General features: G+C 35.6%; 28 protein-coding genes. 11 read left to right on the top strand and 17 right to left on the bottom strand.

Features of this window, described 5'->3' with window-relative positions; genetic code table 11:
* Nucleotides 1-263 precede the first annotated feature (263 nt).
* On the bottom strand, nt 264-737 hold the full coding sequence (locus QF028_RS29485) for a hypothetical protein (RefSeq protein WP_429471050.1): 474 nt from the start codon (nt 735-737) through the stop codon (nt 264-266).
* A 116-nt stretch (nt 738-853) separates the two neighbouring features.
* A complete protein-coding gene (locus tag QF028_RS29480) occupies nt 854-1,276 on the bottom strand; it encodes a MerR family transcriptional regulator (RefSeq protein ID WP_429471049.1) in 423 nt (140 codons plus the stop codon).
* Between the two features lie 235 nt (nt 1,277-1,511).
* Here QF028_RS29480 and QF028_RS29475 point away from each other — a divergent pair, with 235 nt between their 5' ends.
* Nucleotides 1,512-2,633, top strand: a complete 1,122-nt coding sequence (locus tag QF028_RS29475; RefSeq protein ID WP_429471047.1) for an NADH-dependent flavin oxidoreductase — start codon at nt 1,512-1,514, stop codon at nt 2,631-2,633.
* 414 nt (nt 2,634-3,047) lie between these two features.
* On the opposite strand, the gene QF028_RS29470 is transcribed toward QF028_RS29475, so the two are convergent.
* The 4 genes from QF028_RS29470 to QF028_RS29455 all read right to left on the bottom strand — a co-directional run bounded on the left by QF028_RS29470 (nt 3,048) and on the right by QF028_RS29455 (nt 5,704).
* A complete protein-coding gene (locus tag QF028_RS29470) occupies nt 3,048-3,422 on the bottom strand; it encodes a hypothetical protein (RefSeq protein WP_429472596.1) in 375 nt (124 codons plus the stop codon).
* 11 nt (nt 3,423-3,433) lie between these two features.
* Nucleotides 3,434-3,565 (bottom strand): hypothetical protein, encoded by a 132-nt coding sequence (locus QF028_RS29465; RefSeq protein WP_429471045.1) that lies wholly within the window; start codon nt 3,563-3,565, stop codon nt 3,434-3,436.
* Between the two features lie 112 nt (nt 3,566-3,677).
* Nucleotides 3,678-4,319: a hypothetical protein gene (locus QF028_RS29460; RefSeq protein WP_429471043.1), complete on the bottom strand. Its 642-nt coding sequence runs from the start codon at nt 4,317-4,319 to the stop codon at nt 3,678-3,680.
* A 998-nt stretch (nt 4,320-5,317) separates the two neighbouring features.
* Nucleotides 5,318-5,704 carry a hypothetical protein gene (locus QF028_RS29455; RefSeq protein WP_429471041.1) on the bottom strand — a complete coding sequence of 129 codons (387 nt, stop codon included), beginning with the start codon at nt 5,702-5,704 and terminating at the stop codon, nt 5,318-5,320.
* A 410-nt stretch (nt 5,705-6,114) separates the two neighbouring features.
* On the opposite strand from QF028_RS29455, the gene QF028_RS29450 reads away from it, so the two are divergent.
* The 3 genes from QF028_RS29450 (at nt 6,115) to QF028_RS29440 (ending at nt 6,925) form a co-directional block, all read left to right on the top strand.
* Nucleotides 6,115-6,216, top strand: coding sequence for a YjcZ family sporulation protein (locus QF028_RS29450; RefSeq protein ID WP_429471039.1), 102 nt, complete (start codon nt 6,115-6,117; stop codon nt 6,214-6,216).
* Between the two features lie 69 nt (nt 6,217-6,285).
* Nucleotides 6,286-6,384 (top strand): YjcZ family sporulation protein, encoded by a 99-nt coding sequence (locus QF028_RS29445; protein ID WP_429471037.1) that lies wholly within the window; start codon nt 6,286-6,288, stop codon nt 6,382-6,384.
* 421 nt (nt 6,385-6,805) lie between these two features.
* Nucleotides 6,806-6,925 (top strand): YjcZ family sporulation protein, encoded by a 120-nt coding sequence (locus tag QF028_RS29440; RefSeq protein WP_429471035.1) that lies wholly within the window; start codon nt 6,806-6,808, stop codon nt 6,923-6,925.
* Nucleotides 6,926-7,190: 265 nt separating this feature from the next.
* On the opposite strand, the gene QF028_RS29435 is transcribed toward QF028_RS29440, so the two are convergent.
* From QF028_RS29435 to QF028_RS29425, 3 genes are all read right to left on the bottom strand, one after another.
* A complete protein-coding gene (locus QF028_RS29435) occupies nt 7,191-7,898 on the bottom strand; it encodes a GntR family transcriptional regulator (RefSeq protein WP_429471033.1) in 708 nt (235 codons plus the stop codon).
* A gap of 88 nt (nt 7,899-7,986) precedes the next feature.
* Nucleotides 7,987-9,396 carry a GH1 family beta-glucosidase gene (locus QF028_RS29430; RefSeq protein WP_429471031.1) on the bottom strand — a complete coding sequence of 470 codons (1,410 nt, stop codon included), beginning with the start codon at nt 9,394-9,396 and terminating at the stop codon, nt 7,987-7,989.
* Between the two features lie 240 nt (nt 9,397-9,636).
* Entirely contained in the window at nt 9,637-10,113 is a 477-nt protein-coding gene (locus QF028_RS29425) for a DUF4367 domain-containing protein (protein WP_429471029.1), read from the bottom strand.
* A gap of 702 nt (nt 10,114-10,815) precedes the next feature.
* Here QF028_RS29425 and QF028_RS29420 point away from each other — a divergent pair.
* Entirely contained in the window at nt 10,816-11,022 is a 207-nt protein-coding gene (locus tag QF028_RS29420; RefSeq protein WP_410884946.1) for a DUF1657 domain-containing protein, read from the top strand.
* A 215-nt stretch (nt 11,023-11,237) separates the two neighbouring features.
* On the opposite strand, the gene QF028_RS29415 is transcribed toward QF028_RS29420, so the two are convergent.
* Complete coding sequence (locus QF028_RS29415) at nt 11,238-11,813, bottom strand: dihydrofolate reductase family protein (RefSeq protein WP_429471027.1); 576 nt, start codon at nt 11,811-11,813, stop codon at nt 11,238-11,240.
* Nucleotides 11,814-12,186: 373 nt separating this feature from the next.
* Between QF028_RS29415 and QF028_RS29410 the strand changes: the two genes are divergently transcribed.
* The 4 genes from QF028_RS29410 to QF028_RS29395 all read left to right on the top strand — a co-directional run bounded on the left by QF028_RS29410 (nt 12,187) and on the right by QF028_RS29395 (nt 15,094).
* Complete coding sequence (locus QF028_RS29410) at nt 12,187-12,975, top strand: alpha/beta fold hydrolase (protein WP_429471025.1); 789 nt, start codon at nt 12,187-12,189, stop codon at nt 12,973-12,975.
* Between the two features lie 2 nt (nt 12,976-12,977).
* Nucleotides 12,978-13,472 (top strand): undecaprenyl-diphosphatase, encoded by a 495-nt coding sequence (locus tag QF028_RS29405; protein WP_429471023.1) that lies wholly within the window; start codon nt 12,978-12,980, stop codon nt 13,470-13,472.
* A gap of 755 nt (nt 13,473-14,227) precedes the next feature.
* Nucleotides 14,228-14,617 (top strand): YmaF family protein, encoded by a 390-nt coding sequence (locus tag QF028_RS29400; RefSeq protein WP_429471021.1) that lies wholly within the window; start codon nt 14,228-14,230, stop codon nt 14,615-14,617.
* Between the two features lie 210 nt (nt 14,618-14,827).
* Nucleotides 14,828-15,094: a hypothetical protein gene (locus tag QF028_RS29395; RefSeq protein WP_429471019.1), complete on the top strand. Its 267-nt coding sequence runs from the start codon at nt 14,828-14,830 to the stop codon at nt 15,092-15,094.
* Between the two features lie 82 nt (nt 15,095-15,176).
* Here the strand turns inward: QF028_RS29395 and QF028_RS29390 are convergent, their stop codons facing one another.
* The 7 genes from QF028_RS29390 to QF028_RS29360 form a co-directional block, all read right to left on the bottom strand.
* The gene (locus tag QF028_RS29390) at nt 15,177-17,114 is read right to left on the bottom strand and encodes a beta-propeller fold lactonase family protein (protein WP_429472595.1); all 1,938 of its coding nucleotides are present in this window, start codon (nt 17,112-17,114) and stop codon (nt 15,177-15,179) included.
* Between the two features lie 60 nt (nt 17,115-17,174).
* On the bottom strand, nt 17,175-19,277 hold the full coding sequence (locus QF028_RS29385) for a hypothetical protein (protein ID WP_429471017.1): 2,103 nt from the start codon (nt 19,275-19,277) through the stop codon (nt 17,175-17,177).
* Between the two features lie 120 nt (nt 19,278-19,397).
* The gene (locus QF028_RS29380; RefSeq protein ID WP_429471015.1) at nt 19,398-19,928 is read right to left on the bottom strand and encodes a hypothetical protein; all 531 of its coding nucleotides are present in this window, start codon (nt 19,926-19,928) and stop codon (nt 19,398-19,400) included.
* A 612-nt stretch (nt 19,929-20,540) separates the two neighbouring features.
* Complete coding sequence (locus QF028_RS29375; protein WP_429471013.1) at nt 20,541-21,188, bottom strand: hypothetical protein; 648 nt, start codon at nt 21,186-21,188, stop codon at nt 20,541-20,543.
* 159 nt (nt 21,189-21,347) lie between these two features.
* Entirely contained in the window at nt 21,348-22,136 is a 789-nt protein-coding gene (locus tag QF028_RS29370; protein WP_429471011.1) for an ABC transporter permease, read from the bottom strand.
* 3 nt (nt 22,137-22,139) lie between these two features.
* Nucleotides 22,140-23,039 carry an ATP-binding cassette domain-containing protein gene (locus QF028_RS29365; protein WP_410884968.1) on the bottom strand — a complete coding sequence of 300 codons (900 nt, stop codon included), beginning with the start codon at nt 23,037-23,039 and terminating at the stop codon, nt 22,140-22,142.
* Nucleotides 23,036-23,275, bottom strand: a complete 240-nt coding sequence (locus QF028_RS29360) for a PLD nuclease N-terminal domain-containing protein (RefSeq protein ID WP_429472593.1) — start codon at nt 23,273-23,275, stop codon at nt 23,036-23,038. Before QF028_RS29360 ends, QF028_RS29365 begins: the two co-directional genes overlap by 4 nt.
* A gap of 124 nt (nt 23,276-23,399) precedes the next feature.
* Between QF028_RS29360 and QF028_RS29355 the strand changes: the two genes are divergently transcribed.
* The gene (locus tag QF028_RS29355) at nt 23,400-23,939 is read left to right on the top strand and encodes a transcriptional regulator (protein WP_168241212.1); all 540 of its coding nucleotides are present in this window, start codon (nt 23,400-23,402) and stop codon (nt 23,937-23,939) included.
* Between the two features lie 297 nt (nt 23,940-24,236).
* Nucleotides 24,237-24,749 carry a DoxX family protein gene (locus QF028_RS29350; protein WP_429471009.1) on the top strand — a complete coding sequence of 171 codons (513 nt, stop codon included), beginning with the start codon at nt 24,237-24,239 and terminating at the stop codon, nt 24,747-24,749.
* Nucleotides 24,750-24,929: the final 180 nt, after the last annotated feature.

The following is a 24,929-nucleotide window of genomic DNA, read 5'->3' as shown; positions in this document are numbered from 1 at the left end:
TTTCCCTATGCCTTCACGAAGCCTAATAATCTGAACTCATTTCATTTAATCGTTAAAGCTATACCAAAGGTTATGAAATCCTGCGAATTAGCGAGCATTCGGGAGAAAATCGTATTTAACTGAGGGAGTGGAACAAGAAAAAGAGTCGCAGCTACGACTCTTTGTTAAACTCAAGCACCCCGATAGTTTAAGTGCAAAATTTCACAATTTTTCTTGTGGAATAAAAAAGGCAACCTTCATCTTGAAGAGTCGCACCCGCTGCTTTAAAAATCATTAGTTTTCTTGTATTTTTCAAAAAGATATTGAAATCCATATAATAAAAAAGCCTTGTAAAAGAAATATAGAAAGAATTGAAATTCGTTAAATTGAACTAATTTATAGAGTTTTAATTTTGTGAATAACCTTGTAATTGGAGATACAAAAATTGCTTGGCCAATAACATTTAACATAATAAACTTTTTAAAATTTCCGTATCCCCATTTTAAAGTCCATAAAGACATCGCCAACATTGGGCCTATGAGAAAAGGAAATTCATTTTGAATAAAGGACTGTGGTTTATTATAAAAAGACCACCATCTGCGTTTTTTTCCAATTTGAGCATCCAAACTACATAGTAGAACAGCAAGGATTGAGGCTGGTAAAAATCTCTTTATAGTCCGCCATCCTAACAAAGGTATTGTAAGCCACGAGAGTAATATCATTACAATATTAAGTAACCAATGTTTTTTCATTGACATATTAATACCCCCCTTATCCAAAAGGAATTATTTAACTTAGTATATCTCCTTCTTTATTTAGCTATTCTGCCCGTTGCTTGAATAAGAAAAATGCTTTCCCCGTTAGCGTAAGTACATTAATTCACAATCTTATTTTCCAGACCATGACATTTAAAGTTATAATTAGGATTTTTCCTAACCTCTTCTGTCTGAAGTTCATACATGGCTATTTTATAGTTTATTTCTTCCAAGTGTTTTAAGCTTTCTTCAATTTTCTTCTGCACTTCCAATTTATGCTGTATCAACATTTCTTCTCTTTGCAAGAAGGTAGGATTTCCTACTTCATAAAGTTCCTTATATTCTTTTATTTTAGAAAGAGGCATTCCTGTCTCTTTAAGACAACGAATAAAAGAAATCCAATCGATATGTTGTTCGCTATAAACCCTACGACCTTTTTCATCACGAGTTACATTTGGCAGTATCCCTTGCTCTTCATAAAATCTAAGTGTCTTTGCTGATATATTTAAGTTCTCCACTACATATTTCATTGAATACAACATTACTTATCCCACCTTTAGTTACAGTTACTGTAACTAAAAATATATCATAAAGGAGAACTAAAAACAAAAATCCTTTATATAATCATATAAAAATTATCGCTTGACTTACCCTTACGTTAACCAATTACACTAAAGTAGAACTTCTAATAGGGTAGTTGTAACGGCTCAGAATGGTAATAATAGTAGTCCAGATTAACTCAACATTAGAAGAATATTCGATAAAGAGGTTAAAGAAATGAATCAAAAATACAGTAGATTATTTGAATCCTTCACATTCAGAAGTGGAATAACAATTAAGAATAGAATCGTTATGGCACCTATGACAACCTGGTCAAGTAATGACGATCTTACCATTTCGGATGACGAAGTAAAGTATTACAAACAAAGAGTGAATGGAGTAGGACTCGTCATTACAGGGTGTACTCATGTTACTCCTAATGGGCAAGGTTTTACGAATGAATTTGCTGGATACAATGATGAATTTACTCCAAGTTTACGAAAATTAGCTGATGCAGCGAAAAGTGGAGGCTCACCTGCGGTACTTCAGATTTTTCATGCAGGTAATAAAGCCCTGCCTGGATTGGATGCAGTTAGTGCGAGTGCATTGCAATCTGAGGCTGATGCTCTTGGCCCAACTGTGGAAACAAGAGAGCTATCACATGAGGAAATCCTGTCGATGATACGTGCTTTTGGAGACACAACGAGAAGAGCGATTGAAGCCGGATTTGATGGCGTCGAAATTCATGGGGCTCATGGATTTTTAATTCAGAATTTCTGGTCGCCAGCGACCAATCAGCGGACGGACCAATGGGGAGGATCACTTGAAAATCGCTTACGTTTTCCATTGGCGATTATTGAAGAAATCAAAAATGTCATTGAAAAACATGCTAAAAAACCATTCATTTTAGGATACCGATTTTCCCCTGAAGAATCCTCCAAAGTGGACGGATTACGTATGAAAGACACATATGAATTAATTGATATCCTTGTTGAACAGGATTTGGATTATATACATGCTTCATTATTTAATGTGTCTTCAAAGCCAGTAGATAGTCAAGATGAAAAAACATGGCTTGAATTAATTCTTGAAAGAGGAAACAGTAAGGTACCTGTGATGGCTGCTGGTTCCATAATAACACCGGATGATGCTCTTAAAACTATGGAATTAGGATTGCCGTTAGTTGCCATTGGGCATACGTTAATTATGAACCCTGATTGGGTAGAAAAGGTCGCAAATGGACGTGAAGCCGAGATAGCTTCTGAGTTGAATGTTTCGAAACTAGACCAGCTTAATATTCCAGAAAAACTTTGGAATGTTATTCAAGCAATGCCAGGTTGGTTTAATATTGGTAAATAAAAAAAGGTCCTATGGGGGCTGTTAACAAAATGGGAAAGGAGCCGTGACTCCTTTCCCATTTTGTTTTTTTCAATTTAAGTAACGACACACCAGCCACTTTCGAACTCGGATTAATCATGTTTATTACTTTCTTCATCTCGATATTTATTATTAAAAACCCACTATTGGGGATAGGAAATACAATCCTATCCAGTATCTTTAGCGGTATTATTATTACTTTATCTTTAAAAGGTCTGAAGCAATCGTCAAAAAACCAATCTAAAGGTGAAGTTGTTAATCTTGATAGCAGGGTGAGAAGGAGCTATTAATTTAGCCTTTTATGACGCCCTTTGGGGCAGTTCTGGTGATCCGAAGTCAGTAAAAAACCATGAGAATCGTCCCTGTGGTGCTCCGGAATGTTTTCCTCTTCTCGGTTTAATCATTTCTATTTGTTATCCAGCCTATATTAATGGAATCATCATGGAAAAACTCAATTAAATATTTTTGAACAGGGCAATAATAATACATGTCGCTTCCTAGCCAAATAATTTCATCAAATTTGTTCAATAACCCCGTTGTTAATCTCGTTTTTACACATGGAAAATCATCATAACCCCAAAAAACATATATCGAGCTGGAGGGATTAAAGCCTTTTTCTTTTAGAAGTAAAGGGATGCGGCTAATGTCTTTTTCATTTATTTCCATTCGATTAACTGAACTGTCAGCCCAGTCAATTCTATTCCAAAAGGCGATGGGAAAGGTTTCACCCATGTCTTCTAGGATTAATCTAGTTTCGTTTGGATCTAGAATTTCATATTCTATTACATCCCAAATGCCTCTTCGAATGCATCTCTTACAGTTTTTTCTTGTAACTTTGCGTGGTCCAGCATTTCTTTCTGCTTTTGAACCTTTAATAGTTCCTTTAACCTAGCTTCTCGCTCATCTTTGTTCATAGTTGCACTCTACTCCTTTTTTGCACTTCACTAGGCAGCGTTACATTTTAATTGATGGTGATTAGGAGTTAAAGTTGCAATATCCTTTTAACTTTTGCACCAGTTAGTTCGATCACTCCTCATCTTCCCATTCAGAAATCCAATCGTTTGTATAAGGGCTTTCTGCATAAATATCATTAAAAGCCTTATCCATTCCAAAGCTTCTTTGTACCAATGGGTCCATCATTAATTCAGGTTGATTGATTAATAAATATTCTTGAAGATGAGATATCCATTCTTCAATTGCCGCTATAAATTCGTTTGCACTTACTACAAAAGAAGATGTTTCGGGTATCTTTCGGGTAAAAATCATTTGGCTGCCGTCGTACCACAATCCAAAATATTTAAGATGATAGAACACATGTATCTCTTCTTCCTGTCTGTTAAACACCAATTCCGATTGATAGGCATCATGGGTCAATACAAATACCTGATTAGGCTGAATTTGCCTTAACCCCAAATTCAAATCCAAGACCATACTAAACAATGGGAAATGAGTGTGATCATGAGGATAGGTAAAAGCATTCCCCTCCCCCTCCCAGTCAGAATGAACAATATATTTTGCCAGTTCACTATCCTTGGTTATGGGCTGGAAATTTTCAAAAAAAGAGCGACCGTTCTTAATAATGTCGACTGTTGTATCGTAGAATTCATAGATATCCTCTTCTGGTTCAAAACTCAACTTTTTATATTCTATTTCGATTCTAATTGTCATTTATTTACCCACCCACTGCTTGTAGTCTGAAAATCATTCGGATTATTCCACAATCTAACCAACAAATACAACCGGATGCAGCTAATTGATAATATAGCTATTTTTTGTATTTTACGCATATAAAAGCGAGAGCACTTCGATCACGTAAGAGTTGACTAACATCCAGAATATCCATGAAAACTTCCTTTTTTTAATTATTTTATTGAAAATTATAACAAATTTAACGATTAAAACCCCTTTTTTTCCGTATATAGTTTATTAATAGCAATATATGGAGTTTATTAACAAATCTAAATATGTAGTGGCTTCTTTTGTTTTAGTTTTTTAACCGCCTATTTATGAAAGATCCGTTTTTGTTTTGGAGGAAATCGGGAGATTTCCTTAGCACTATCAAGGATTTATACATGTGATCTAGTCAATTGCGGAGTTTAGGTTTTCTAAGTCTGGGATTCGTCTCGGAGCCAAGAATAGGTCACAACCGCACGCGAGGTATAGAAAACGTAGATCAAGTTCATTTAAAAAATAGACTTAAATAAAAGGGATCCTCTAGAGGATGTCAATCTTGGGTTTGATTTTTTATTAAGGTTTCAAGCTGCTTCGCTCCAAATGACAAGGTTTTTTACCCTTATTAAACTCCAAATGCAACAAAGTTTGTGAAAAGAGCCTTACCAGAAAAAGGGGTGATTCCTTATCAAGAGGTTTTGTGCCATTCTCAAGGGGATTTGTGCTATTTCAACAAGGTTTTGTGCCATTTCTAATGGGTTTTGTGCCAAAATCTTGGGGTTTTGTGCAATTAGACAATATATGGAAAAAACCCACCTGAATACGGTGCTCCTCATCGAATAAAATGAAAAAATATTCGGTGCGATTGCGGATTTTTTCGAACAAACGTGAACTTGTCCAATTTTTAGAAAGGATTAGAGCTATGAAAGGGTGTTCATAGAAAATACCTACACAATTAAATGTAGGTATTTTCTTTGTTTTTAGCCTCAGCTTTGCTACTTTTTAAATTTTTGAGTAATTTTACTGAAAAAGGGTGTGATCTCTTTAAGTAATGGTTTATATTGTTTGGTTGTCGTAACGAGGGTGTCATAGGTTTGCATAAGTAAGTCAATATCAACATTGTTCATAAAGTTTTCTATTTTACTCTGGGTGGTTTGTGTCTGATGCTGCCTGTTTTTATGAGCTGTTGCAGGTTCCTTTTTTCTACGTCCAAAAAACCAATCCTCTAAAGACGATCGTTTGTTTTGTTCCGGATTTTCTTTTGCATGGTTTTCGCTTTCTTTGTGTGTTTCTCTACGTTTACGGTTTCCAAACATGAATCTTGAAAAAGGGTCTATTTCTCTTGCCGGCTTTTGTTCTTGATGATGATTATCCCCGTCCAATTACTTCTCCACCTCGCTTTTATCCTCTCTTAGATAAGCTATGATTGGTTTTGTATCAAAGTGTGGATACTTGGACAAAAAATAAAAAAGTAGGCATTTTGATTATTTTTTAATAATTTCACCCTTTTTCAGCGCTTGTCCAGTCCTCTTTATTTCTTTGGCATAGTTTATTAGGGAGAGACAGGAATCTCTCATCCGCCGTAAAGAACAGACATATTATTACCTCCGAAAAGGAGCGGATGACACCAGCATTCGCTTCTTTTTGTTTTTCAGCGGGCCATCAAAATACGGTACGATTGCGGATTTTTATAACAAACGGTTACTTGTCCAATCATGTTTCTTTGGAATAAATATATTAATGGAGAGGATGGAAATTACTTCCTCAAAAATGAATAGGTGGTGAAGAAGATATGGGCTATGGTTATGGAGGCGGCGGCGGTTATAGCGGTAACAGTTTTGTATTAATCGTTGTATTGTTCATTCTATTAATTATCGTTCTTTCAACATTCTAGTTTAGTGGAACAATCTGATCTTGTTTCATTTGAGCTTTAAATTGTCATTTTCAAAATGGGGTGAGAAACATGAGTGATCATCATTCAAGTAGAAGTTCAACTGCGTTAATCGTTGTACTTTTCATCTTGCTAATCATCATCGGAGCTTCCTTCATGGGAGGCTACTAATTTAAAAAAGTGACAGGTCACTTTTTTGAAGGAAGGACAGTCTGGAATAACCCTGTCCTTTTTTCATACATAAATCAACAGAATACCTCGTATTCTGAGCAGCCTGCCAGAGAAAGGGGGCAAAAAATTTTTCTAACCTTTCTCAACGCTTGTCCAGTCCCTCTTATTCTTTTTGCATAGCTTATTAGGGAGAGACAGGAATCTCTCATCCGCCGTCAAGCACAGATATAGAATCACCCCTGGAAGAAGCGAATGTCATCCTGCATAGCTTCTTCTTGTTTTTATCGGTTAAGAAAAATTACGGTACGATCGCGGATTTCTTCAAAATAACGGAGCATGTCCAATCACGTTCTCTTGTAAAAAATATAATAATATTGAGATGGTAATTAACATCCACAAACGAAATAGGTGGTGAAAAGATATGGGATTTTGCGGTTACGGTGGCGGTTACGGCTACGGCGGTGGTGGTTATGGCGGCAGCAGCTTTGTTTTAATCGTTGTATTGTTCATTCTATTAATTATCGTCCTTTCCACATTTTAGTTTTTTGGTGCAATCTGAACATGTTTCATTTGAGAATGAAATCGTCATTTTCAAATGATCGATCGGAAGGAAGAGCCTAGTATGGGCTCTTTCTTTCATATGTTTATTCTGCGAAAAGCACATGTGGACAGGATTAAAAAAACGGTTAAGAACAGGAGACTTAACCGTTTTTTTATTTGGTTATTTTAAAGCTCATTGTTGATTTTGGCACATGTTGATTGAAGCGCCTGGAGCGGAAATCAACAGCCAAGTATAACAGAGTTTTTTATTTAAAATTGATGCGATTTAAGATTTTTGCTTTTTGATAATGAAAGATGGATTGAGATAATTCAAAGATGGTCCCGTTTGTTAAACAGACGGTGTTTTCGATAATTAGGGCTGGATCGAGCGGATGAACCTGGAGCAATTCCGCACTGACCTCATCGATTTTTTCACAGTTGATGACTTTGTCCGCAAAACCAATCGTTAATTTTAAGTCGTCGATCAGGTAACTATAAATAGAACTCGAGGCGATCTCTTCGTTTAAGTAGGGGACAATGTCTTTTTTAAAATAACTGATTTCAATCGAGAAGGGTTCTTGATCTACGATCCGGAGCCGCTTGATATAATAAAGCTTGGTTCCGACTTCACAACGCAATTGTTTTGCTTTCTCTTCATCGGCTTCTAGCACGTGTAAATCGAGAATTTTCGTCTCAATTGTTTTTGAAGTCAAATCTTTTGTTAAGCCTCTTAAACTGCCTAAATTGATCGTATCGGTTTCGGATTTTTCCCGTAAAAACATGCCGCTGCCCTGCACCTGATAGATGTGGCCGCGATTGACGAGCTGATTAATGGCTTTCCGAATCGTATTTCGGCTCACTTCAAATTTTTTTAACAGTTCATCTTCGGTCGGCAGCCTTTTCGTTTGATCGAATTTCCCATCCCGAATATCCCGTTCTAATTGATCCGCTATTTCTTTATATTTTACAGCCATATAATCTCCCTATTGTTTCGTTCCATTATTTAATGACTTTATTATACATCAAGCCTCCTGATTAATATCAAGAGGCTTTCTTTTTAACTTAGAGCTCTTCGCCTCTTGTCTCAATGATCTGCTTATACCAATGAAACGACAGCTTTTTCTTTCGGTTTAAGTGATCCTGATGATCGACGTAAATGAAGCCGTATTGCTTTTTATAGCCGTTTAACCAGCTTAGGAGATCAATGACCGACCAGGCGTAATACCCTTTTAAATGTATGCCTTCTTGAATAGCACGCTTAATCACTTTTAAATGCGCCTCAATATATTTAATCCGAGGAACATCGACGATTTCACCCTCAATAATCGGATCCTCATCACCGAGTCCGTTTTCGGTTACATACATTTTGATATCACCATAACGCTCTTTTAACATATGGAGCCCGTCTAAAAATCCTTGCGGTGAGATTTCCCAGCCCCATTTCGTATAGGTTTTATCTTCCATTTTCACGGTCCGATAAAAGCCATCAAACGACGGGTTGCCTGGAGTCAGCGTCGATGTTTCACGTGAATGTTCCATGGTTGAAAGGACTTCGTGATTTTTTTCAACGCGAATCGGCTGGTAATAATTTAGTCCGATAAAATCATTTTTTCCGGCATTTCTTTTTAAAGTATCTAGTTCTTCGTCTGTCCAAATTGGCGTCCAGCCTTTTTCCTGTAATTGCTCGACCACGTAAGTCGGATATTCGCCTTTTAAAATGGGGTCATAGTACCAAAATGTTTCATATTCATTGGCATGCCGGGCCGCTAGGATATTCTCCTCTTGATCATCTACACTGTAGGCTGGTAAGAATACATGGGTAATTCCAATTTCGCCGTAATGATTCAGCCCCTTATAGACTTCGACGGCTTTCGCATGGGCATAAAACACGTAATGTGTCGCTTGAAAGTATTTATTCTCATCATTTTGGATCCCAGGCGGATGCGCCCCTTTTAAATAGCCTAAGCCGGTAAACATAACCGTTTCATTGAACGTAATCCAATGTTTAACGCGGTCACCGAAGGACCGAAAACAAATTTCTGCATACTTGACGAAGGCTTCCGCTGTTCGCTTATTCGTCCATCCCCCGTCTTCTTCCAGCGTAAGCGGCAAATCCCAATGATACAGCGTAACAAATGGCACAATCCCATATTTCAAACATTCATTGATGACATTGTTATAAAATTCCAAGCCCCTTTCATTAACTTCACCATCACCAGTTGGCAGAATACGTGCCCATGAAATCGAAAATCGGTACGACTCCAATCCCATCTCGGCCATTAATTGAATATCTTCTTTGTAGCGATGATAATGGTCGATCGCTACATCCCCATTGGTACCCTCATACGTTTTTCCCGGAATCTTTGAAAAGACATCCCAATTGGTTACCCCTTTACCATCTTCATTCCACGCTCCTTCTATTTGATAAGAAGCTGAAGCCGCGCCGAATAAAAAATCATGTGGAAACTTCATTTTTTCGCCCTCCATTTTTTATACCAACCTATTCAGTTTATTACTATATATATTATTTATAGGTACAAATATTAAAATGATTATATACCGTTTTTTTATATTTGACTAGAAAAACTTCCTAGATAGTATCTACTGAAATGGATCATTAAATCCGAGTGCGATTTTTAAAATCCTTCTGAATGGTTGAAGATGAAAATAAAAAAGAGGAGACTTTCTTATTCGAAGTCTCCTCTTTGTCTGCTATTCAAATGATTTGGCTGTCTCAATTAAATCCTCTTTGGACAATTCCTTATCTGATTGTTGACCATAGTAAGTTAAGGTGTATTCTAAATTGTTTTCTTTCCATCTTAAAATTTGAGCTTTTTCATCATTTATAGCATATTGACCTTTCAAATCTCCAATTTCTACTTCTTCAAACTTTATATTAGAAGAACTAGCTTTCTTATTTACTACCAAAAGCTCCAAGTGGTTGTTATTTCCTTCCCCATTTGTAAAAAAGTCGAATGTTTGGACGTCAGCTTGATCTGGAATTTCACTAAATGATGCTTTCATATTTTCTAGTGGTAATTTAGAGGGCAATTCAGGTTGGAATTCTTGGTCTTTCACTTGTTCTTTTAATTTTGAATTATCGAATTCATACAAGTTTGAACCGCTAGCGTTACATCCCATCAACAATAGCGGAACGAAAGCTAATAAAATAAGTAATTTCTTTGTCATAACCTCTCCCTTTAATATATTCTATATTTTACCATTAATTATAACCCACTTCCTTCTTCAACCACCACACAAAAAAAGCTAAAAAGCCAGGGGTTTATCCTGGCTCAGGTCTTTGTCTTTGCCCCTTATGGAGAGCAGGCTATTTTTTGTACATATTTCTCTAGTTTGTCAAAAAATGAAGTTACAAAGTTCGAGCCGACCCCTTGATGTGAGAGGCTTTTTTTTTGTTTATTTAACCGTGTTGGGAGTTGAGCTAGTGTTACCTGTATTTTAGAGTTGGTTTTCTTACTTCTTTTGATTTATTAGGCCTAAATTTCAGTTGGGGCTCCATTTGGATTGGGGATTCCGCCAACCAGTGGATTCATTCTCTTGTTTACTGTCCACTTTTCATAGTTTACTGTCGACTTTCTTCACTTTACTGTCCACTTTTCAATTTTACTGTCCACTTTCCCCTGTTTACTGTCCACTCCCACAATTTCAACCTCAAACCACCCAAAAATCCAGTCTCTAGACTGGATCAGGTTATTTTTATTCCTACTTATTCCATTGGACCAGCCTAAATTCAGGATCTAAAACCATTAAGTTACCTTCTGACGCTTTTTTCTATTCAAGCAGAGTAAATTTCAAATTTATGAGCATTTTAAGTAAGTCGAGTAGACAAAAATATTCGCATACTACATCAATGAAAAGAGGGTTTAAAAAATGACAGTTGGTAAAGATGTTCAAACCGCTTTAGCAAGTTTAAAAGGTGCACAAGCAAGCTTTGAAACTTTTGCTTTAGCAACCGATAACCAGAATGCAAAACAGCTTTATCAACAAGCCGCACAACAAACAAAATCCGTGCTTGAAAGCCTTGAACCTCGTCTTCAAGAAATTCAAGGGGAAGAACCTCAGTACAATCAGCAATAAAGTGTAAGCGTCTTTATCAAAAATGATAAGATATCCCAGATACATTTTCTGGCGGTCGGAATATGATGTTATATAAAAAATTCTTGTCCATTTTCCAAAACCATCCTTTCTAGGATGGTTTTGTTTTTTAGAACACCATTTATTCTGTTACATATGTTTTTAGCTAAAGTACATCAGAAAAAATCACACCCGAAAGATGAATTAGTTATTAATTTTCACTTTGGATTCTCATTAAGATGATAACATAATTGAACAACACCTGAAGGAAACCTTTTTGTTTCAACCAGTTTTAAATTCACCCGCTTCTTTATGTCTATAAACAAGGGTTTTCCTTCTCCCAAAATAATAGGGTGAACAGATAATCTAAATTCATCAACAAGTCCTAGATTTAAAAAGGTTGTAATAAGACTTGCCCCACCATAAAGCCAAATATCTTTTCCAGGCTTATTCTTTAATTTAATTACTTCTTCCACAATATTTTCATTTATAAATTTTACGTTATTTTCAGACTCTTTTTGTGTTTTGGAAAACACATATTTCTCTTTACTATGTACCAATTCCCAAATTTCTTTTTCTGTATCAGAAACTTCAATATCAGGGGTATACTGACCCCATAAATCATAACTTTTTCTTCCATATAAAATAGTATCAATATGATTTAAGAAATTATTGAAGTCCATATCGGGGTCCATAATGCACCAGTCTACTTCCCCTTTTGGACCTTCAATAAATCCATCTAAAGTAACTGCCAGATCTAAAAGTATTCTTCTTGGTCTTTCGTTATTAAACACGTTTTTTCCTCCTTATAGTCAGACAACATAAATTATATCCACAAATTTATGTAAAATCTCTTCTAATTTATCAGCCTTATTTTCCAGTTTAGATTACTAAAGTACTTCAACAAATCACTGATAATATTAAGCAACATAAGTCTGTTTGTTTGAGGATTATAATCCCCAACTGTAGCCGTAACTGTTAGGAAAATCCTGCTCGCATAGTACTAGTTACCTGTGGTGTTCGTGCCCTCTTGTACCGGTGGGCAGTTAAATGGGAATTTGAGTTGTAAAAAAGCAGGGAAGACCAAGCTTTTTTTGTATGATTCAACCAAATGAACCCAATAATAAATGAAAGCAAATCAAGGTATTATTAATTTGAGGTGATATAATGCCAATCCTCGATGTTGATGAGAGTACCCTTTACTACACTATTAAAGGTAAAGGGATTCCAATCATATTTATTCATCCACCTGTTCTAACTTCTATGAATTTCATATACCAGTTAGAAGAACTATCTCGTATTTTTCAGGTTATCACCTTTGATATACGAGGACATGGAAGGAGTCCCTTTTCAAGAAAACCTGTTACCTATCCACTAATCGTTGAGGATATAAAAAAACTAATGGACCATCTGGATATTAAACAAGCCTTTTTATGCGGATATTCAACAGGGGCATCTATCCTATTGGAATTTTTGTTATCAACATCAAAAGGGCGTGCTTTAGGTGGAATCATTATTAGTGGAATGTCTGAGGTAAGTGACTGGCGTCTAAAAAACAGAATACGCCTTGCTAAAAACCTTGCAAGGATTGGGGCATTGCCTGCATTAGCTCGGTCAATATCCAATAGCAATTCAAATACAAAAGAGCTGTTCGACAAGATGTTACTAGAAGCTAAAAAAGGTGATGCTAGAAACATCTTGCAATACTATGATTACAGTTTGAACTATAACATTTCCGATCAACTAGAGAACATTACAATGCCAATTTCCCTCATTTATGGCGGAAAAGATAAAACATTTTATCGTTATGCACAACAACTACATACGAAACTACCTCAAAATGAAATAACCTTTGTTGAAGGCATTAAACATCAGGTCCCAACAAAAGCAGCAAGTGAATTGAATCAAGTTATTTATCACTTTATCCAAAATTTTTCAGTAAATAGAGGTGAATAAGCTTGGATGTTAAACTATTTCGTTTAATAAATTTGCTTTCCGGACGTCATTTATTAATAGATAAATTAATGATACTTATTTCCAAAAGGATGAAATTTGTTTTCTTCATTATTTTAGTGATTTTGCTTTTTAAAAAAAAGAATGTAACTATTGAAGCAGTCGTGTCTATCATGATTTCGTTATTCTTGCATTTTATAATTAAGTTATTTTATTTTAAGCCCCGTCCATTTATAGAAGGGAGAGTAGGTATACTTACCCCTTCTAAATTCGATTCATCCTTTCCAAGTAAACATACACTACTAACTTTCGCCGTTTCAACAATAGTCCTCTTTAATCAACGCATCCTTGGATCTATTATGTTGGGGTTTTCTTTTTTAACGGGATTGTCACGAATCTGGGTAGGACATCATTATCCATCTGATATTGCAGGAAGTGCTGTATTAGGCTCTTTTACAAGTGCGATTATTCATAAATTATTTCAAAGAAAATGGCAATGAAAACTCTTAAGAAATTTCACTGCCTATAGTTGTGATTGACTTTTAAATTAATAAATAGCAGCTTCAATAAAAATAAGCGCTAATCCTTTCTGGATCAACGCACCCGTTAGCATAAGAACTTATCTGTGAGTCTTTTTGCCAGTTGGGGGCTCCATTTGGATTGGGGATTTCGACAACCAGTTGATTCATTCCTTGGTTTACTGTCCACTTTCCCCTGTTTACTGTCCACTCCCTCATTTCCACCTCAGACTACCCAAAAGGCCAGTCGATAGACTGGCTCTGGTAACTTTTACTCCTACTTATTCCATTGGACCAGCCTAAATTCAAGACCTAAAACCATTAAGTTACCTTTTTTAATAAAACCCCTGCCATCGAATTACCCTAAGGACAATTTATCGGCCACTTTCTGGATTTATCGGCCACTTTTTCATTTTATCTGCCGCTTTTCGATTTTATCTGCCACTTTCAGCATTTTATCAGCCACTTGTCTTTTTCCTGCCCCCAAAACTCCTAAAAAAACACTAAAAAACTAAAAATCCAGGCGTTCAGCCTGGATCAGGTTATTGTCTTTCCCTTTTCTCAAGACCTAAACCATTAAGTTACCTTTTTAATAAACCCCACCTAGTCAAGTCCATTTAAATGGAAAGGAAGCCTACTCTAGGTTCTTTCTTTCATTATGTTTATTTCGAAAAAGGACATGAATGATTTAGTTTTTTCATAAATTGTAAGAGCGATTTAGAAAAGGGGGAAAAGATATGGAAATTCCGGTTACTGGGTTTATCATTCATTCAAGTAATTCAGATATGGATACTGAGCATTCTCACCAATTATATCTGACGTCTTGGAACGGCACACCTATTCATAGACATCATTTTTCAGGAGTGACCTCTTTTATGGGAGGGCATGACCATAGATATACAGGGGCAACAGAACCTGCCGCTACTGGTATACAACATACTCATAATTACTTTACCGTGACTTCGTTGGATGATGGCCATAAACATGAAATCCGAGGCACAACGGGTCCTGCTATTCCCTTACCTGGTGGAGTTGGGCATTATCATAATTTTCACGGAGAGACGACAGTTAACGGAGTCCATCCTCATTCACATAAATATAGTGGTACAACTAGCCCTAGCGCCTAGGGAAGTTTCACCCCATTAAAAAGCCGATTTCCTGATGGTTTAGGAATCGGCTTTTTTTATCTTCTTTAACTGAGGCACCTGTAAGCTTAATAGGGGTACGACTCCCACTCATTTCTCTATTAATTTTCCACTATCCGTTTCACCCATGTTAAAACACACATAGACTAATGATGACTTTACAAATTATTTATCTAAGGAGATGACTGTATTTTGAATAACCCTTACCAATACAATCCTTATCACTTTAATCAACAACATCATTATAGCCCACACCATTATAAACACACAGTATTAAGTAACGTTGAACCACTTGTTCAATATGGATTACATGAAGCCCAGCACACTTCTTTTCCTCATGCCTTACGAGAAGTTGCGGCTATTACGTACCTTATGGGTATGGGATATGAACCTGCTGTAGCCCGCAAGATCGTTGAGTCTTGGGAAATCAACGAGGCATTTTACCCAGGGCAGATATAATTCCTACCCTTTCAAAAGGGTAATGAAGCACCGTTTACACGGTGCTTTCTGTAAATTTACTTGTCTATTTTTTGATTACCCTCTATTCTATAGAACGTACATATTCGGCTATTTTTAAAATTTCACCGTCTGTAAACGCAGGCTTTCCTTCATATCGAATTCGCTTAATAACCTCTTCAATCGTATTAGCACTGCCATCATGCAAATAAGGTGCACTTGCCCATACCCCTCTTAATGTTGGAACATCAAAATGAAGAGGATCTCTTGGGTTTGTAAAACCTTGTCTAGCATTACCTTTAGATGGTTTATCTAACGGATTAGTAGTACCGATATCATGCAAATAATTAGTATTGCTAGTTGTCAAATGACCGTTTTTATCAATAGCCTTTACGCTATCTGTAAATTGAGTCCCTGCATGACATGCAATACAGCCTGCTTTCCCTTCAAACAATTTTCTTCCATCCTCTGCTGTAGAGGTTAGGCTTCCATCCTTAGTACGATAAGGACTTTTTGGGACTGGGAATGAATCTGGATCATCGAGATAGGCAAACATCGCATCATACATATGCTCGGCATCATCAGGGAGTGGTTTTCCCGGATCAAATTCTGTCATGCCACCCATTTCACCCTGCACAGTCAATATATAATCCGTAAAATCATCACGACTGCCATCCCACATAAATAATCCGGTTTTAGTCGTTAAAACATTGCTTGGAACATCTCTTGGTCCTTTTGAAGTTTTTAAAGTAAGTCCATTTATTTCACCATCAGCATGACAAGAAATACAGCTCATCCAATTATTCCCTGTAATTCCTGTAGCAAACTCCTCGCTATTGGCACTATAAAAGATCGTTTTCCCTTCTCTTACTAGTGGGGACAGAGGATCTTTTGATATCAACTCAAGATTTTCACCTTTCATTTTTGCACGAGCGTATGGACTGTCTCCTCCTATAGAAATCTCGGCAAGATCATGACTCATAGCGTTGTGAACATAAACGGATTCGCCATCTGGTGAAATCACGGCACCTCTTGGATTATTTCCTTCTATTCTTCTTAAAATCTGTGTTGCATTACCACCACGTTTTAAATCGAATACAACGAGATCTTCACTTCCTGACATGACAACATATGCTTTGTTACCGTTTGGATGAAAGACGACATCATAAGGATTTGATGTAATGATTGTGTCATTCTTTTTATCTGTAACATTTATTTCTTCGAACAATTCTTTCCGTTCTTCAATCAACTCTTCATCAGTCGTTAAATCAATGACAGAGATGGCTGGAAAAATCGTTTCCTGAAAATGAATAGGAGTATCAACATTTGTTAACAAGTGTGGAATCCAAGCCTTTTTTCCATCGGGATCAATCACAAATTGTTCTAATGTATTTGGAATCCCTTGGCTTTTTTTGCGATCGTTATTATCTGGTGAATCGGCAAGGGAAATTACTTTACTTATTTTTTCAGTTTCGGTATTAATCACACTAATTTTCGCATCTAAATAATGCGGAACATATAACTTATGCCCATCTGCCGTAATCGCTAATGTTCTAGGTCGATCGCCGACTTTAATCTCAGACTCAACCTTTTTATTAGTTAGATCGATTACTGATAATGTACTAGATCGATAGTTTGCAACATACAGCTTTTTGCCGTCCTGACTTGTTACAACACCATATGGTTCAATTCCGACATCAAGAGAATCAACCACTTTTTCTTTTTCAATTGATATGATGTCAATTTTATTGTCATACCTACAGGAAACATACAAACTATTTTCATCTGGTGAAAGGGTTAGTTGTACCGGGGATTTCCCGACTGGTATTTCAGCTGTCACCTTTTTTGTTTGACTGTCAACAATGGTAACTGTATTTACATCAATATTGGCTATATAAATGGTATTACCCGCCTTATTCATAACAATATTGTTGCTGTTAACAGCATAGTCCCGGACAACTCCTGGCTCTTTCTCTTTTATAACTGCGTTTATTCTTTCCTTACAACCAACTAACGCCCCCATCAATAGGAGCGTTAACCAGAAAAGGGCAATTTTCTTCACGATTACCTACCCTCTTTATCTTTATTTTTTTACTTCAACAGGTACAAGAACAGGTGCAACGCCGTATTTACCATGACCAGCTTGAGTTTGTGGAACTTGGTCTCCATCTGTGTTTCCAGACTCATCACCATCAATGTAAAAATCACCAGTATCCCAGAATTCACTTGCCTGCATTCCTTGTTTAAGATCTGGACCATCTATGACAGTTTCATAAAAATCAACATATCGTGAAATAATGGTTTCCACTTCTAATGCTTCTGGCTGTTTTTCATCACCTTCAATATTGCTTAAGTTATTAATCGCGACACGTAAGACAGCAGATACTCCACCTGCAGTAAAGGCATCATATTTCATTTCGCCTTTCACAGTTTCATAGGCTTTTGCCTCATTATCCCAAAGCATTTCATCCATTGCTTGATAAACGGTACGAGCAGCATTACGATATTTTTCATCCTTTGTTGCAAGATATGCTGCTGTTAAGCCGCGAACGGCCCCAAGTTGTGCATTTAATGTTGTTTCCTCATCTGCACCTTTACCGAATGTATAGCCTTTTGCAACTAAGCCTGAATCTGTTATCAGTTTATCAATGATAAAATCTGCTTGTTTTGTAATTAATTCAATTGCACGTTTACCTTCAGCTGTATTTAATCCTTCAGCGTCTTCTGCATTTGCATATCCAACTGGAAGACCATCAATTGCACGCTGGAAAATACGGAGTGATTCAATTGTATAACTTGCATTAAACGTGTCTACATAATTTCCTTGCTCTTTACCATTATGTTCAACTACAAATGCACCTTCTTTTTCATTAAAGTGCATGGCATCAATGTTTTTAAACACATGAAGCAGTACGTCACGGTTAACAGAGTATGGATCGTTTACAGTCACATCGTTTCCTGCATTGTTATCAAGATTTACTTTTGGTGCAGCAGGATAAGGATCACTATCAAAAAGTGCTCGGAATGATGGTGCAACATTTTTATTTTCCAGACGCTGATCTGTCGTGCCTAAGAATTCAGATGAAGGCCAAAGCATTAACCATTGATCTGTTAAAATACTGCGCGCATCTGTTACTTCTAGTGACTCGGCATTAGGAACGTCTGAATTTCCGTCCTCTTTTACTTGGATTGTATGAGGTAAATAAACATAGCCTTTTGATGGATCATACTGACTTCCAACACTTACAGGAAGTAATTTCTTATCATTTGCCTTGTAAAATAAGTGATTACGAACGTAATTTAATTTGTTCCAAACTTCCTCTACTAGAATGGCTCCCTGCATACCATCTGCTGAGCTAACACCAATGGCAACGTTTTCACCATGATCATCTGTGGGTGTTTCACCTTCCAATTCTTCATCACCTTCTACAGTATGAAACCCACCCATAAAATCCCCGGCCCAAAGAGCTTGTTTTAAGAATACCCCACCATATGCTGCCGGATTTAAAACTTTATCCATTTTATTACGATCCCATCGAAGCGACTTAAAGTTAACTTGATATTGAGGAACGTATGTATTTTCTTCCCCTGAAGCATAGTTAGAAGTATCTACTTCTTGAATATAATGAGGATCACCTTTTGCATATTCAATAAAGGTAGGAAACATATTCCTATGAATCTCTTCACGAGGATAGCCAACTGCATCAGCTAATTTATAGAAACGCTCTGCTAATAATTCATCTGATTCTTTCCCCTGCTTTTTAGCTAATTCCTTGACAACTGGACCATTAATTAAATGTAGCCCTAACCCTGATTTTTCTACCACTTCATACATTGCTTCCTCTGAATATTCATACGATTCAATTCCTGCTGTATAATCAAACTTTGTGGGCGAATCTAACTTTTTTGGATCAAGAACATCCAAATCAAGTCCTAGTCCCTCTACTAAGGGTTCTCCTGAAAGCTCAAATTCTGCATATGCGAACATGTTACCTGCTGTATCAAACGTATAATCTGTCACAGGTACTGTTACAGAAGCGTTTGTCACGTCCTTACTTACTTGTTGCTTTTGTTCTGATGTTTTTTCTTCTTTTGCAACTTTCTTATCGCTCGTACATCCAGCAATTAGTACTAAAGTGGATGCAAGTGCAATAAATGACATCACTTTCCATGGCTTGTTTTGCATAATAATATCCCTTCAACATAATAATTTTATCTATCATTATAATAAAATAAAAAATAAATTGGATTAATAGCTAATAAACGACTAATTTTTAAACTAATCTAAAGAAAATCTTCATTTTAATTATGAAATATTCTTAATAAGCCTTTTTGGTATAACAGGCTCTTCTAACTTTTTGTTCTTAAAAGAAAGCTTTTGATCTATTCCAAAATATCGGTCTAAACTGAAAACATAACTACGTTGTATAAAAAATATAATTGCAAATGCGCTTGTATAAAGGGTCAGACTTATTAAATTCATATTTCCTGAAAGAATAAAATTCACATGCATAAAAAGACAAATGGAAACAGAAGGAATAATCAAAAATCCAACGATCAAACATATTCCCAAAATAATTTGCACAATAGGAATTGTATAATTGAAGAAAATAACATGATCTAATGCTATATGTTCAATGAAATACTTATAAAATTCTGGAACATTCGGTTTTTCTACTGCTGTTAATAAATACTGTTCGATAAAAACACCAGGTTCACTAAACCAGTGTTTTTCACTAATCTTCGTTACACCTGCTAATAGCCATCCTACACCAAAAAGAATACGCATTACAGTTACCAATAATTGCAAGACCACTTTATTAATTAATGTACTCATTATTATCACCTCCTACGAATCTATTAAGAATATTCCATAACGAAAATGATAATGATTATCATTTTCGTTTATGATTTTATACCTAAATGATAATCATTGTCAATCAAAATTGAGTGAAAATTAAAAAATATATGCTATAATGAAAAATTTAATAGTTTAAAATAGAGTAGTATACATATTAATTGTAAGAATAAGGAGAAAAAATGGATCGATTTAAAAACGTTTTAATTATTTCTTTTTTATTAGCAAATATTATCGGACTTTGTGTTTGGATTTTTTCTATATTGAAATAGAAAAATCCCTTTATTAACAGCCTCCTTGAAAAGTTAATTTCTTAATGGAGTAACCTTATTCCACTACCCTGAACCGTTATCTGAACAAGAAAAAAAGGCTGCCAAAAAGACAACCATATCTTGAACTCAAGCACCCGTTACCACTTGTCTCCAATGAATTGAGCGACGGGTTTCACTTATAATGTATTGATAATAAATATTCCCCTTTATATACTTCTTCTACTTTTTGTCATAACTTTGTCGTTGGAGAAAATTATTTAGCCAAAATTCTAGATTCCGACCCCCTAATAAGTGATGAAATACCTAAATCTTAAGCAGATTAAACTCCAATTCCTACTTTATAAGCATACGATTCTTTGAATAACTGTTCCCACTGTTCATATAGGCTTTTAGCTGTCTGATAATCATCGAAGTCCGCTTTTAAATCTTCCTGTAATTTCTCTTTTAAATTGCGGCATGATGCCTCCCATTCCTCTAAACTTTTTATATCAAAGAGTTTTGAAAACCTTGGTTTCATACTTTCCCAATTGGAATAAATGGTATTACACCATTCCAACAATTCTTCACGGTATTGTAGTTCTTCTTCCAAATCCAAACCCTTATCTGTTTCAACCTCAATTTCCTCTTGAAAAGCAGCCCTTTCCATTAATCCTTCGTGGAATGGTTGTTCCTCTTCCCATTCCAAACGTTGATCAGAATCGACTTCAATTTCTTCTTGATACGCATTCGTTTCTTTAAAAAGCTGTTCCCACTGTTCATAAAGACTTTTAGCTGTCAGATAGTCATCAAAGTCCACGTTTAAATCTGCTTGTAATTTCTCTTTTAATTGACGGCATGATCCTTCCCATTCCTCTAACCTTTCCATATCAAAGAGCTTGGTAACCTTTGGTTTCATACTTTCCCAATTAGAATAAATGGTATTACACCATTCCAACAAATCATCGCGGTATTGTTTTTGTTCTTCCATTTTGAAACATTCCCCTCACCAAGGTTATTTATTTTTTCTTATCCTGATTATAAGGACCACAAATTTATACTATGTTCCACGATTGTCCTAGGATTAGACATTCACCCATATGTAATAAAACGGAGAGGTTTCAAGACGCTATTTATCAGTTCTAAGTTTTTATTCATGATTATATTTTTTATTGGCAATCCAATAATTCGTTACCCAGAGTGTCAGCAAAATACAAGCAATTGTTAGTAGTACATTGACTATTTCGTTTAAATTTACCGAACCTGTGATTAGAGATTCCATTGCATGTTTACTCATGCTGGCTGGATTTACATAATCAATTGCTGGATTCAAACCGACGATAATTCTGCAACCCAAAAGGTAAACAATTGAAATTAGTGCGATAATACCTTGACTGTGAAAAATAGTACTAATCATCGTTGTAAAAGATACGATATAAAGAACCCATACAAGATAAAACATTAGTGCAGCAATCATGTCTAAAAATGGAACATCTTCGAAAAGATAATTTACGTAAAGAAAAGAAGAAAGGTATCCAATCGTTACACTAAAAGCTACTATCAAATAATTTGATACAATTTTTCCAGCGATATATGAAATAACAGTAACAGGTCGTGTTAAGATAAAGGCCAACATACCATTTGATTTATCTGTTTGAATTATCCCCATCATTGAGATAACAATAATCATAATCCCAAGCTGATCAAATTGGGACCCTAACGTGGTGGCTAGTACTTTTCCTCCTTCTTGAGCTGTCACACTCGAATCTATTGTAATGCCAGTCCCTCCACCTAACGATTCCAAAATGGATGGCAAGTAATAAGTTACAATTGGTTGAGTTATTCCTAAAAAGAGAAAGACAATCGGTAGCCAAATAACTTTAAAATCACGTACCATTTGAACAAATTCTTTTTTTGTTAGTACAGTAAAATTATTCATTTTTCACACCACCAATTTTAAAAATATTTCTTCTAAAGTATCATTATTGATTTCAAATTTTACGATGTCCACGTCGTGAGAGAGTGCATTCATCAGGAGCATATTTTTGTTTTTTTGGATGTTTTCAACTTTTATTTGGACTTTATTCCCTATGACCTCGACTTCCTTCACATAAGGTAATTTTTTTATCATGCCAATCCATTTTTGATCCTTCGATATGATTTCTAAATTTAATTTATTTTCGTTATTTCGGTTCAACAGTTCAGTGATTGTTGTATCTTCTATTTTTGTTCCATTTTTAATGATTACAAATCGTTCACATATTTCTTCTGCATCGCCTAATATATGGGTTGATAATAAAATAGTAGTATCTTTTTTTATTTCCTCGATCAGGTTTAACACTTCTCTTCGCCCAATTGGATCTAATGCAGATACTGGCTCATCCATGACAATAAGTGAAGGCTTATGTAATAGTGCTTGTGCGATACCAAGTCTCTGTTTCATTCCACCAGAAAATGTGCCGACTTTTGAGTTTTCTTCACCTTCTAGTCCGACTTTTGCCAAAATTTCAGGGATCCCGTTTGTTAATTCTTCTTTTAGCATTCCAGAAAGTTGCCCCATAAACGTAAGCGTTTCTTTCGCTGTCATCCAATGAAAAAAGTTAGGGTACTGTGGCAGGTAACCAATTTCCCTTTTCATTTTCGATATTTTTTTCCCATTCAACAAAACTTCACCAGAGTCTGAATTGATAATATCTGAAATCACTTTTATTAATGTGGACTTCCCTGCCCCATTCGGACCGATTAATCCGACACATTCTCCTGAATTCAGTTCCATCGAAAAATTATTGACAGCCATTTTTCCTTTAAATTTTTTCGTAACATTTTTGATTTCTAATTTCATATTCTCTCACTATCCTTTCTCCCTATGGTGAAGTACAGAATAGGTCCAAGTGTATTGGCAAATAGAATAATTAGCACCCATGGGAGCATATTTTTTCTTGTCTTTCTATGGCGGTATAAATCAATTAATGCAATTAAAATTAAGATCGTACTTACTACAATAACTGGCATTATTATTGGTAGAAAAGCCATAAAATCAAGATCCTTTAGGTCACCCAGACCATATTGCAGCTTCATTTCCATCGTTCCCTTCAATCTCATTCTCATTCTTAATAATGATAACTTAGTCGCAGGTGTGTTGCAATAGCTATTCTCATTATTTATAATGAGATTAAAATTAAACAATGAATAAGGTGAAATTGTGAGTAACAAAATTGAAGTGATAATGCATCCAGTAAGAATGAAAATTTGCCAAGCATTAATGAGAAATAAAGAAAATGGACTAACACCATTAGAAATGGTAAAAATCATTAAGGATGTGCCTCAATCAAGTCTATATAGGCATATACAAACCATGGTGGATTCCGGTGTCATCCACGTTATTAATGAAAAAAAGGTGAAATCTGTTTCCGAAAAATATTATGCTTTAAATGAAGAAGAGGCAAGAATTGACGTAGAGGAATGGAAAAAGGCTTCTAACGAGGAAAAATTAACCTATTTTTCCTATTATCAATTATTACTTATGACTCAATATCAAGATTATCTTAAGAAATTAGGAGAACAAAACTGCCAAGAGGACCTTGCTGCTTTTTCTGTAGTTGAATTAAAGATTGATGAGGAACACTTTATACAATTTCAAAACGAATTAAACGACTTATTGACTAAATACTACAATACTACGAGCAAGAAAACAGAGTCTCCGGTTCGAACAATTGCTTTTACTATTATTCCAGATGCTTAACAGACTTAATTTACCTCGATGGCTTGGAGTATTCTTCGAGCCATTATTTATGCAAAAAAAACCTTCTCCAATGTGGGAAGGTTTCAATTAGGAGTTGATCATTCAGCTTCTGTTAATCTAGAATACATTTGTTCTTTAACTAACTTGCTTCGTAAGTAGAAGAAGGAAATAGGGATATTGGTCTATCTAACCCCAAAAAACTTAGTACTTTACACTCGTTGACTAAAAAATCAGTTTAAACGATAATGATAATCGTTATCAATGATAATAATTATCAATTATTTAGGGGGTTTTATTATGTTTATTACATTTTTAAAGGAAAACCGTTTGGCCTCACTGCTACTTACTTTACTTCGGCTCTATCTTGGTTGGCAGTGGTTAAATGCTGGTTGGGGAAAAATCTCAAGTGGTAAATTTGATGCAAGCGGCTTTTTGTATGGAGCGGTAAAAAATATGTCTGGTGAACACCCTGCTGTTCAACCTTGGTGGGGAAATTTTTTAAAAGAGGTCGCATTACCATATGTCGATCTTTTTAATGTAATCGTTCCTTGGGGTGAATTTTTAGTAGGTCTCGGATTAATTTTAGGTATTTTCACCTCATTTTCTATACTAATGGGGATTACTATGAACTTTGCTTATATGTTCTCTGGAACAACCAGTACAAATCCACAAATGGTTTTACTAGGGATGTTTATTCTAGTTGCTGGACTAAATGCGGGAAAAATTGGTTTGGATCGATGGTCCATACCGTTTTTAAAAAGATTATTTTTAAAAAAGGCAGAGAAAGAACAATTTCCCCAAAGTGCTTAAAGGGAAGACAAAATCAGCAATATGCCTAAAAATACGAAAAACGTCTGCTTTATAAGCAAACGTTCTTTGGAGGTAAATCTTTATTAATTTGGATTGGGTGTAGTAATAATATATGTACAAGATATTAAAACTGAATAGGCAAGTGCTGAGCTAAATGAAAAAAAGTTCTCCAAAATCAGG

The organism is Neobacillus sp. B4I6, from assembly GCF_050434045.1.
Taxonomy (GTDB): domain Bacteria; phylum Bacillota; class Bacilli; order Bacillales; family Cytobacillaceae; genus Neobacillus.
This window is presented reverse-complemented; position numbering and strand designations above follow the sequence as displayed.

Excerpts from the sequence above, each read along its gene's own strand:
- QF028_RS29485 (WP_429471050.1), bottom strand. The coding sequence starts at position 737 with ATGTCAATGAAAAAACATTGGTTACTTAATATTGTAATGATATTACTC.
- QF028_RS29480 (WP_429471049.1), bottom strand. The coding sequence starts at position 1,276 with ATGTTGTATTCAATGAAATATGTAGTGGAGAACTTAAATATATCAGCA.
- QF028_RS29475 (WP_429471047.1), top strand. The coding sequence starts at position 1,512 with ATGAATCAAAAATACAGTAGATTATTTGAATCCTTCACATTCAGAAGT.
- QF028_RS29465 (WP_429471045.1), bottom strand. The coding sequence starts at position 3,565 with ATGAACAAAGATGAGCGAGAAGCTAGGTTAAAGGAACTATTAAAGGTT.
- QF028_RS29460 (WP_429471043.1), bottom strand. The coding sequence starts at position 4,319 with ATGACAATTAGAATCGAAATAGAATATAAAAAGTTGAGTTTTGAACCA.
- QF028_RS29450 (WP_429471039.1), top strand. The coding sequence starts at position 6,115 with ATGGGCTATGGTTATGGAGGCGGCGGCGGTTATAGCGGTAACAGTTTT.
- QF028_RS29445 (WP_429471037.1), top strand. The coding sequence starts at position 6,286 with ATGAGTGATCATCATTCAAGTAGAAGTTCAACTGCGTTAATCGTTGTA.
- QF028_RS29440 (WP_429471035.1), top strand. The coding sequence starts at position 6,806 with ATGGGATTTTGCGGTTACGGTGGCGGTTACGGCTACGGCGGTGGTGGT.
- QF028_RS29435 (WP_429471033.1), bottom strand. The coding sequence starts at position 7,898 with ATGGCTGTAAAATATAAAGAAATAGCGGATCAATTAGAACGGGATATT.
- QF028_RS29430 (WP_429471031.1), bottom strand. The coding sequence starts at position 9,396 with ATGAAGTTTCCACATGATTTTTTATTCGGCGCGGCTTCAGCTTCTTAT.
- QF028_RS29425 (WP_429471029.1), bottom strand. The coding sequence starts at position 10,113 with ATGACAAAGAAATTACTTATTTTATTAGCTTTCGTTCCGCTATTGTTG.
- QF028_RS29420 (WP_410884946.1), top strand. The coding sequence starts at position 10,816 with ATGACAGTTGGTAAAGATGTTCAAACCGCTTTAGCAAGTTTAAAAGGT.
- QF028_RS29410 (WP_429471025.1), top strand. The coding sequence starts at position 12,187 with ATGCCAATCCTCGATGTTGATGAGAGTACCCTTTACTACACTATTAAA.
- QF028_RS29400 (WP_429471021.1), top strand. The coding sequence starts at position 14,228 with ATGGAAATTCCGGTTACTGGGTTTATCATTCATTCAAGTAATTCAGAT.
- QF028_RS29390 (WP_429472595.1), bottom strand. The coding sequence starts at position 17,114 with ATGGGGGCGTTAGTTGGTTGTAAGGAAAGAATAAACGCAGTTATAAAA.
- QF028_RS29385 (WP_429471017.1), bottom strand. The coding sequence starts at position 19,277 with ATGCAAAACAAGCCATGGAAAGTGATGTCATTTATTGCACTTGCATCC.
- QF028_RS29380 (WP_429471015.1), bottom strand. The coding sequence starts at position 19,928 with ATGAGTACATTAATTAATAAAGTGGTCTTGCAATTATTGGTAACTGTA.
- QF028_RS29375 (WP_429471013.1), bottom strand. The coding sequence starts at position 21,188 with ATGGAAGAACAAAAACAATACCGCGATGATTTGTTGGAATGGTGTAAT.
- QF028_RS29370 (WP_429471011.1), bottom strand. The coding sequence starts at position 22,136 with ATGAATAATTTTACTGTACTAACAAAAAAAGAATTTGTTCAAATGGTA.
- QF028_RS29365 (WP_410884968.1), bottom strand. The coding sequence starts at position 23,039 with ATGAAATTAGAAATCAAAAATGTTACGAAAAAATTTAAAGGAAAAATG.
- QF028_RS29360 (WP_429472593.1), bottom strand. The coding sequence starts at position 23,275 with ATGAAGCTGCAATATGGTCTGGGTGACCTAAAGGATCTTGATTTTATG.
- QF028_RS29350 (WP_429471009.1), top strand. The coding sequence starts at position 24,237 with ATGTTTATTACATTTTTAAAGGAAAACCGTTTGGCCTCACTGCTACTT.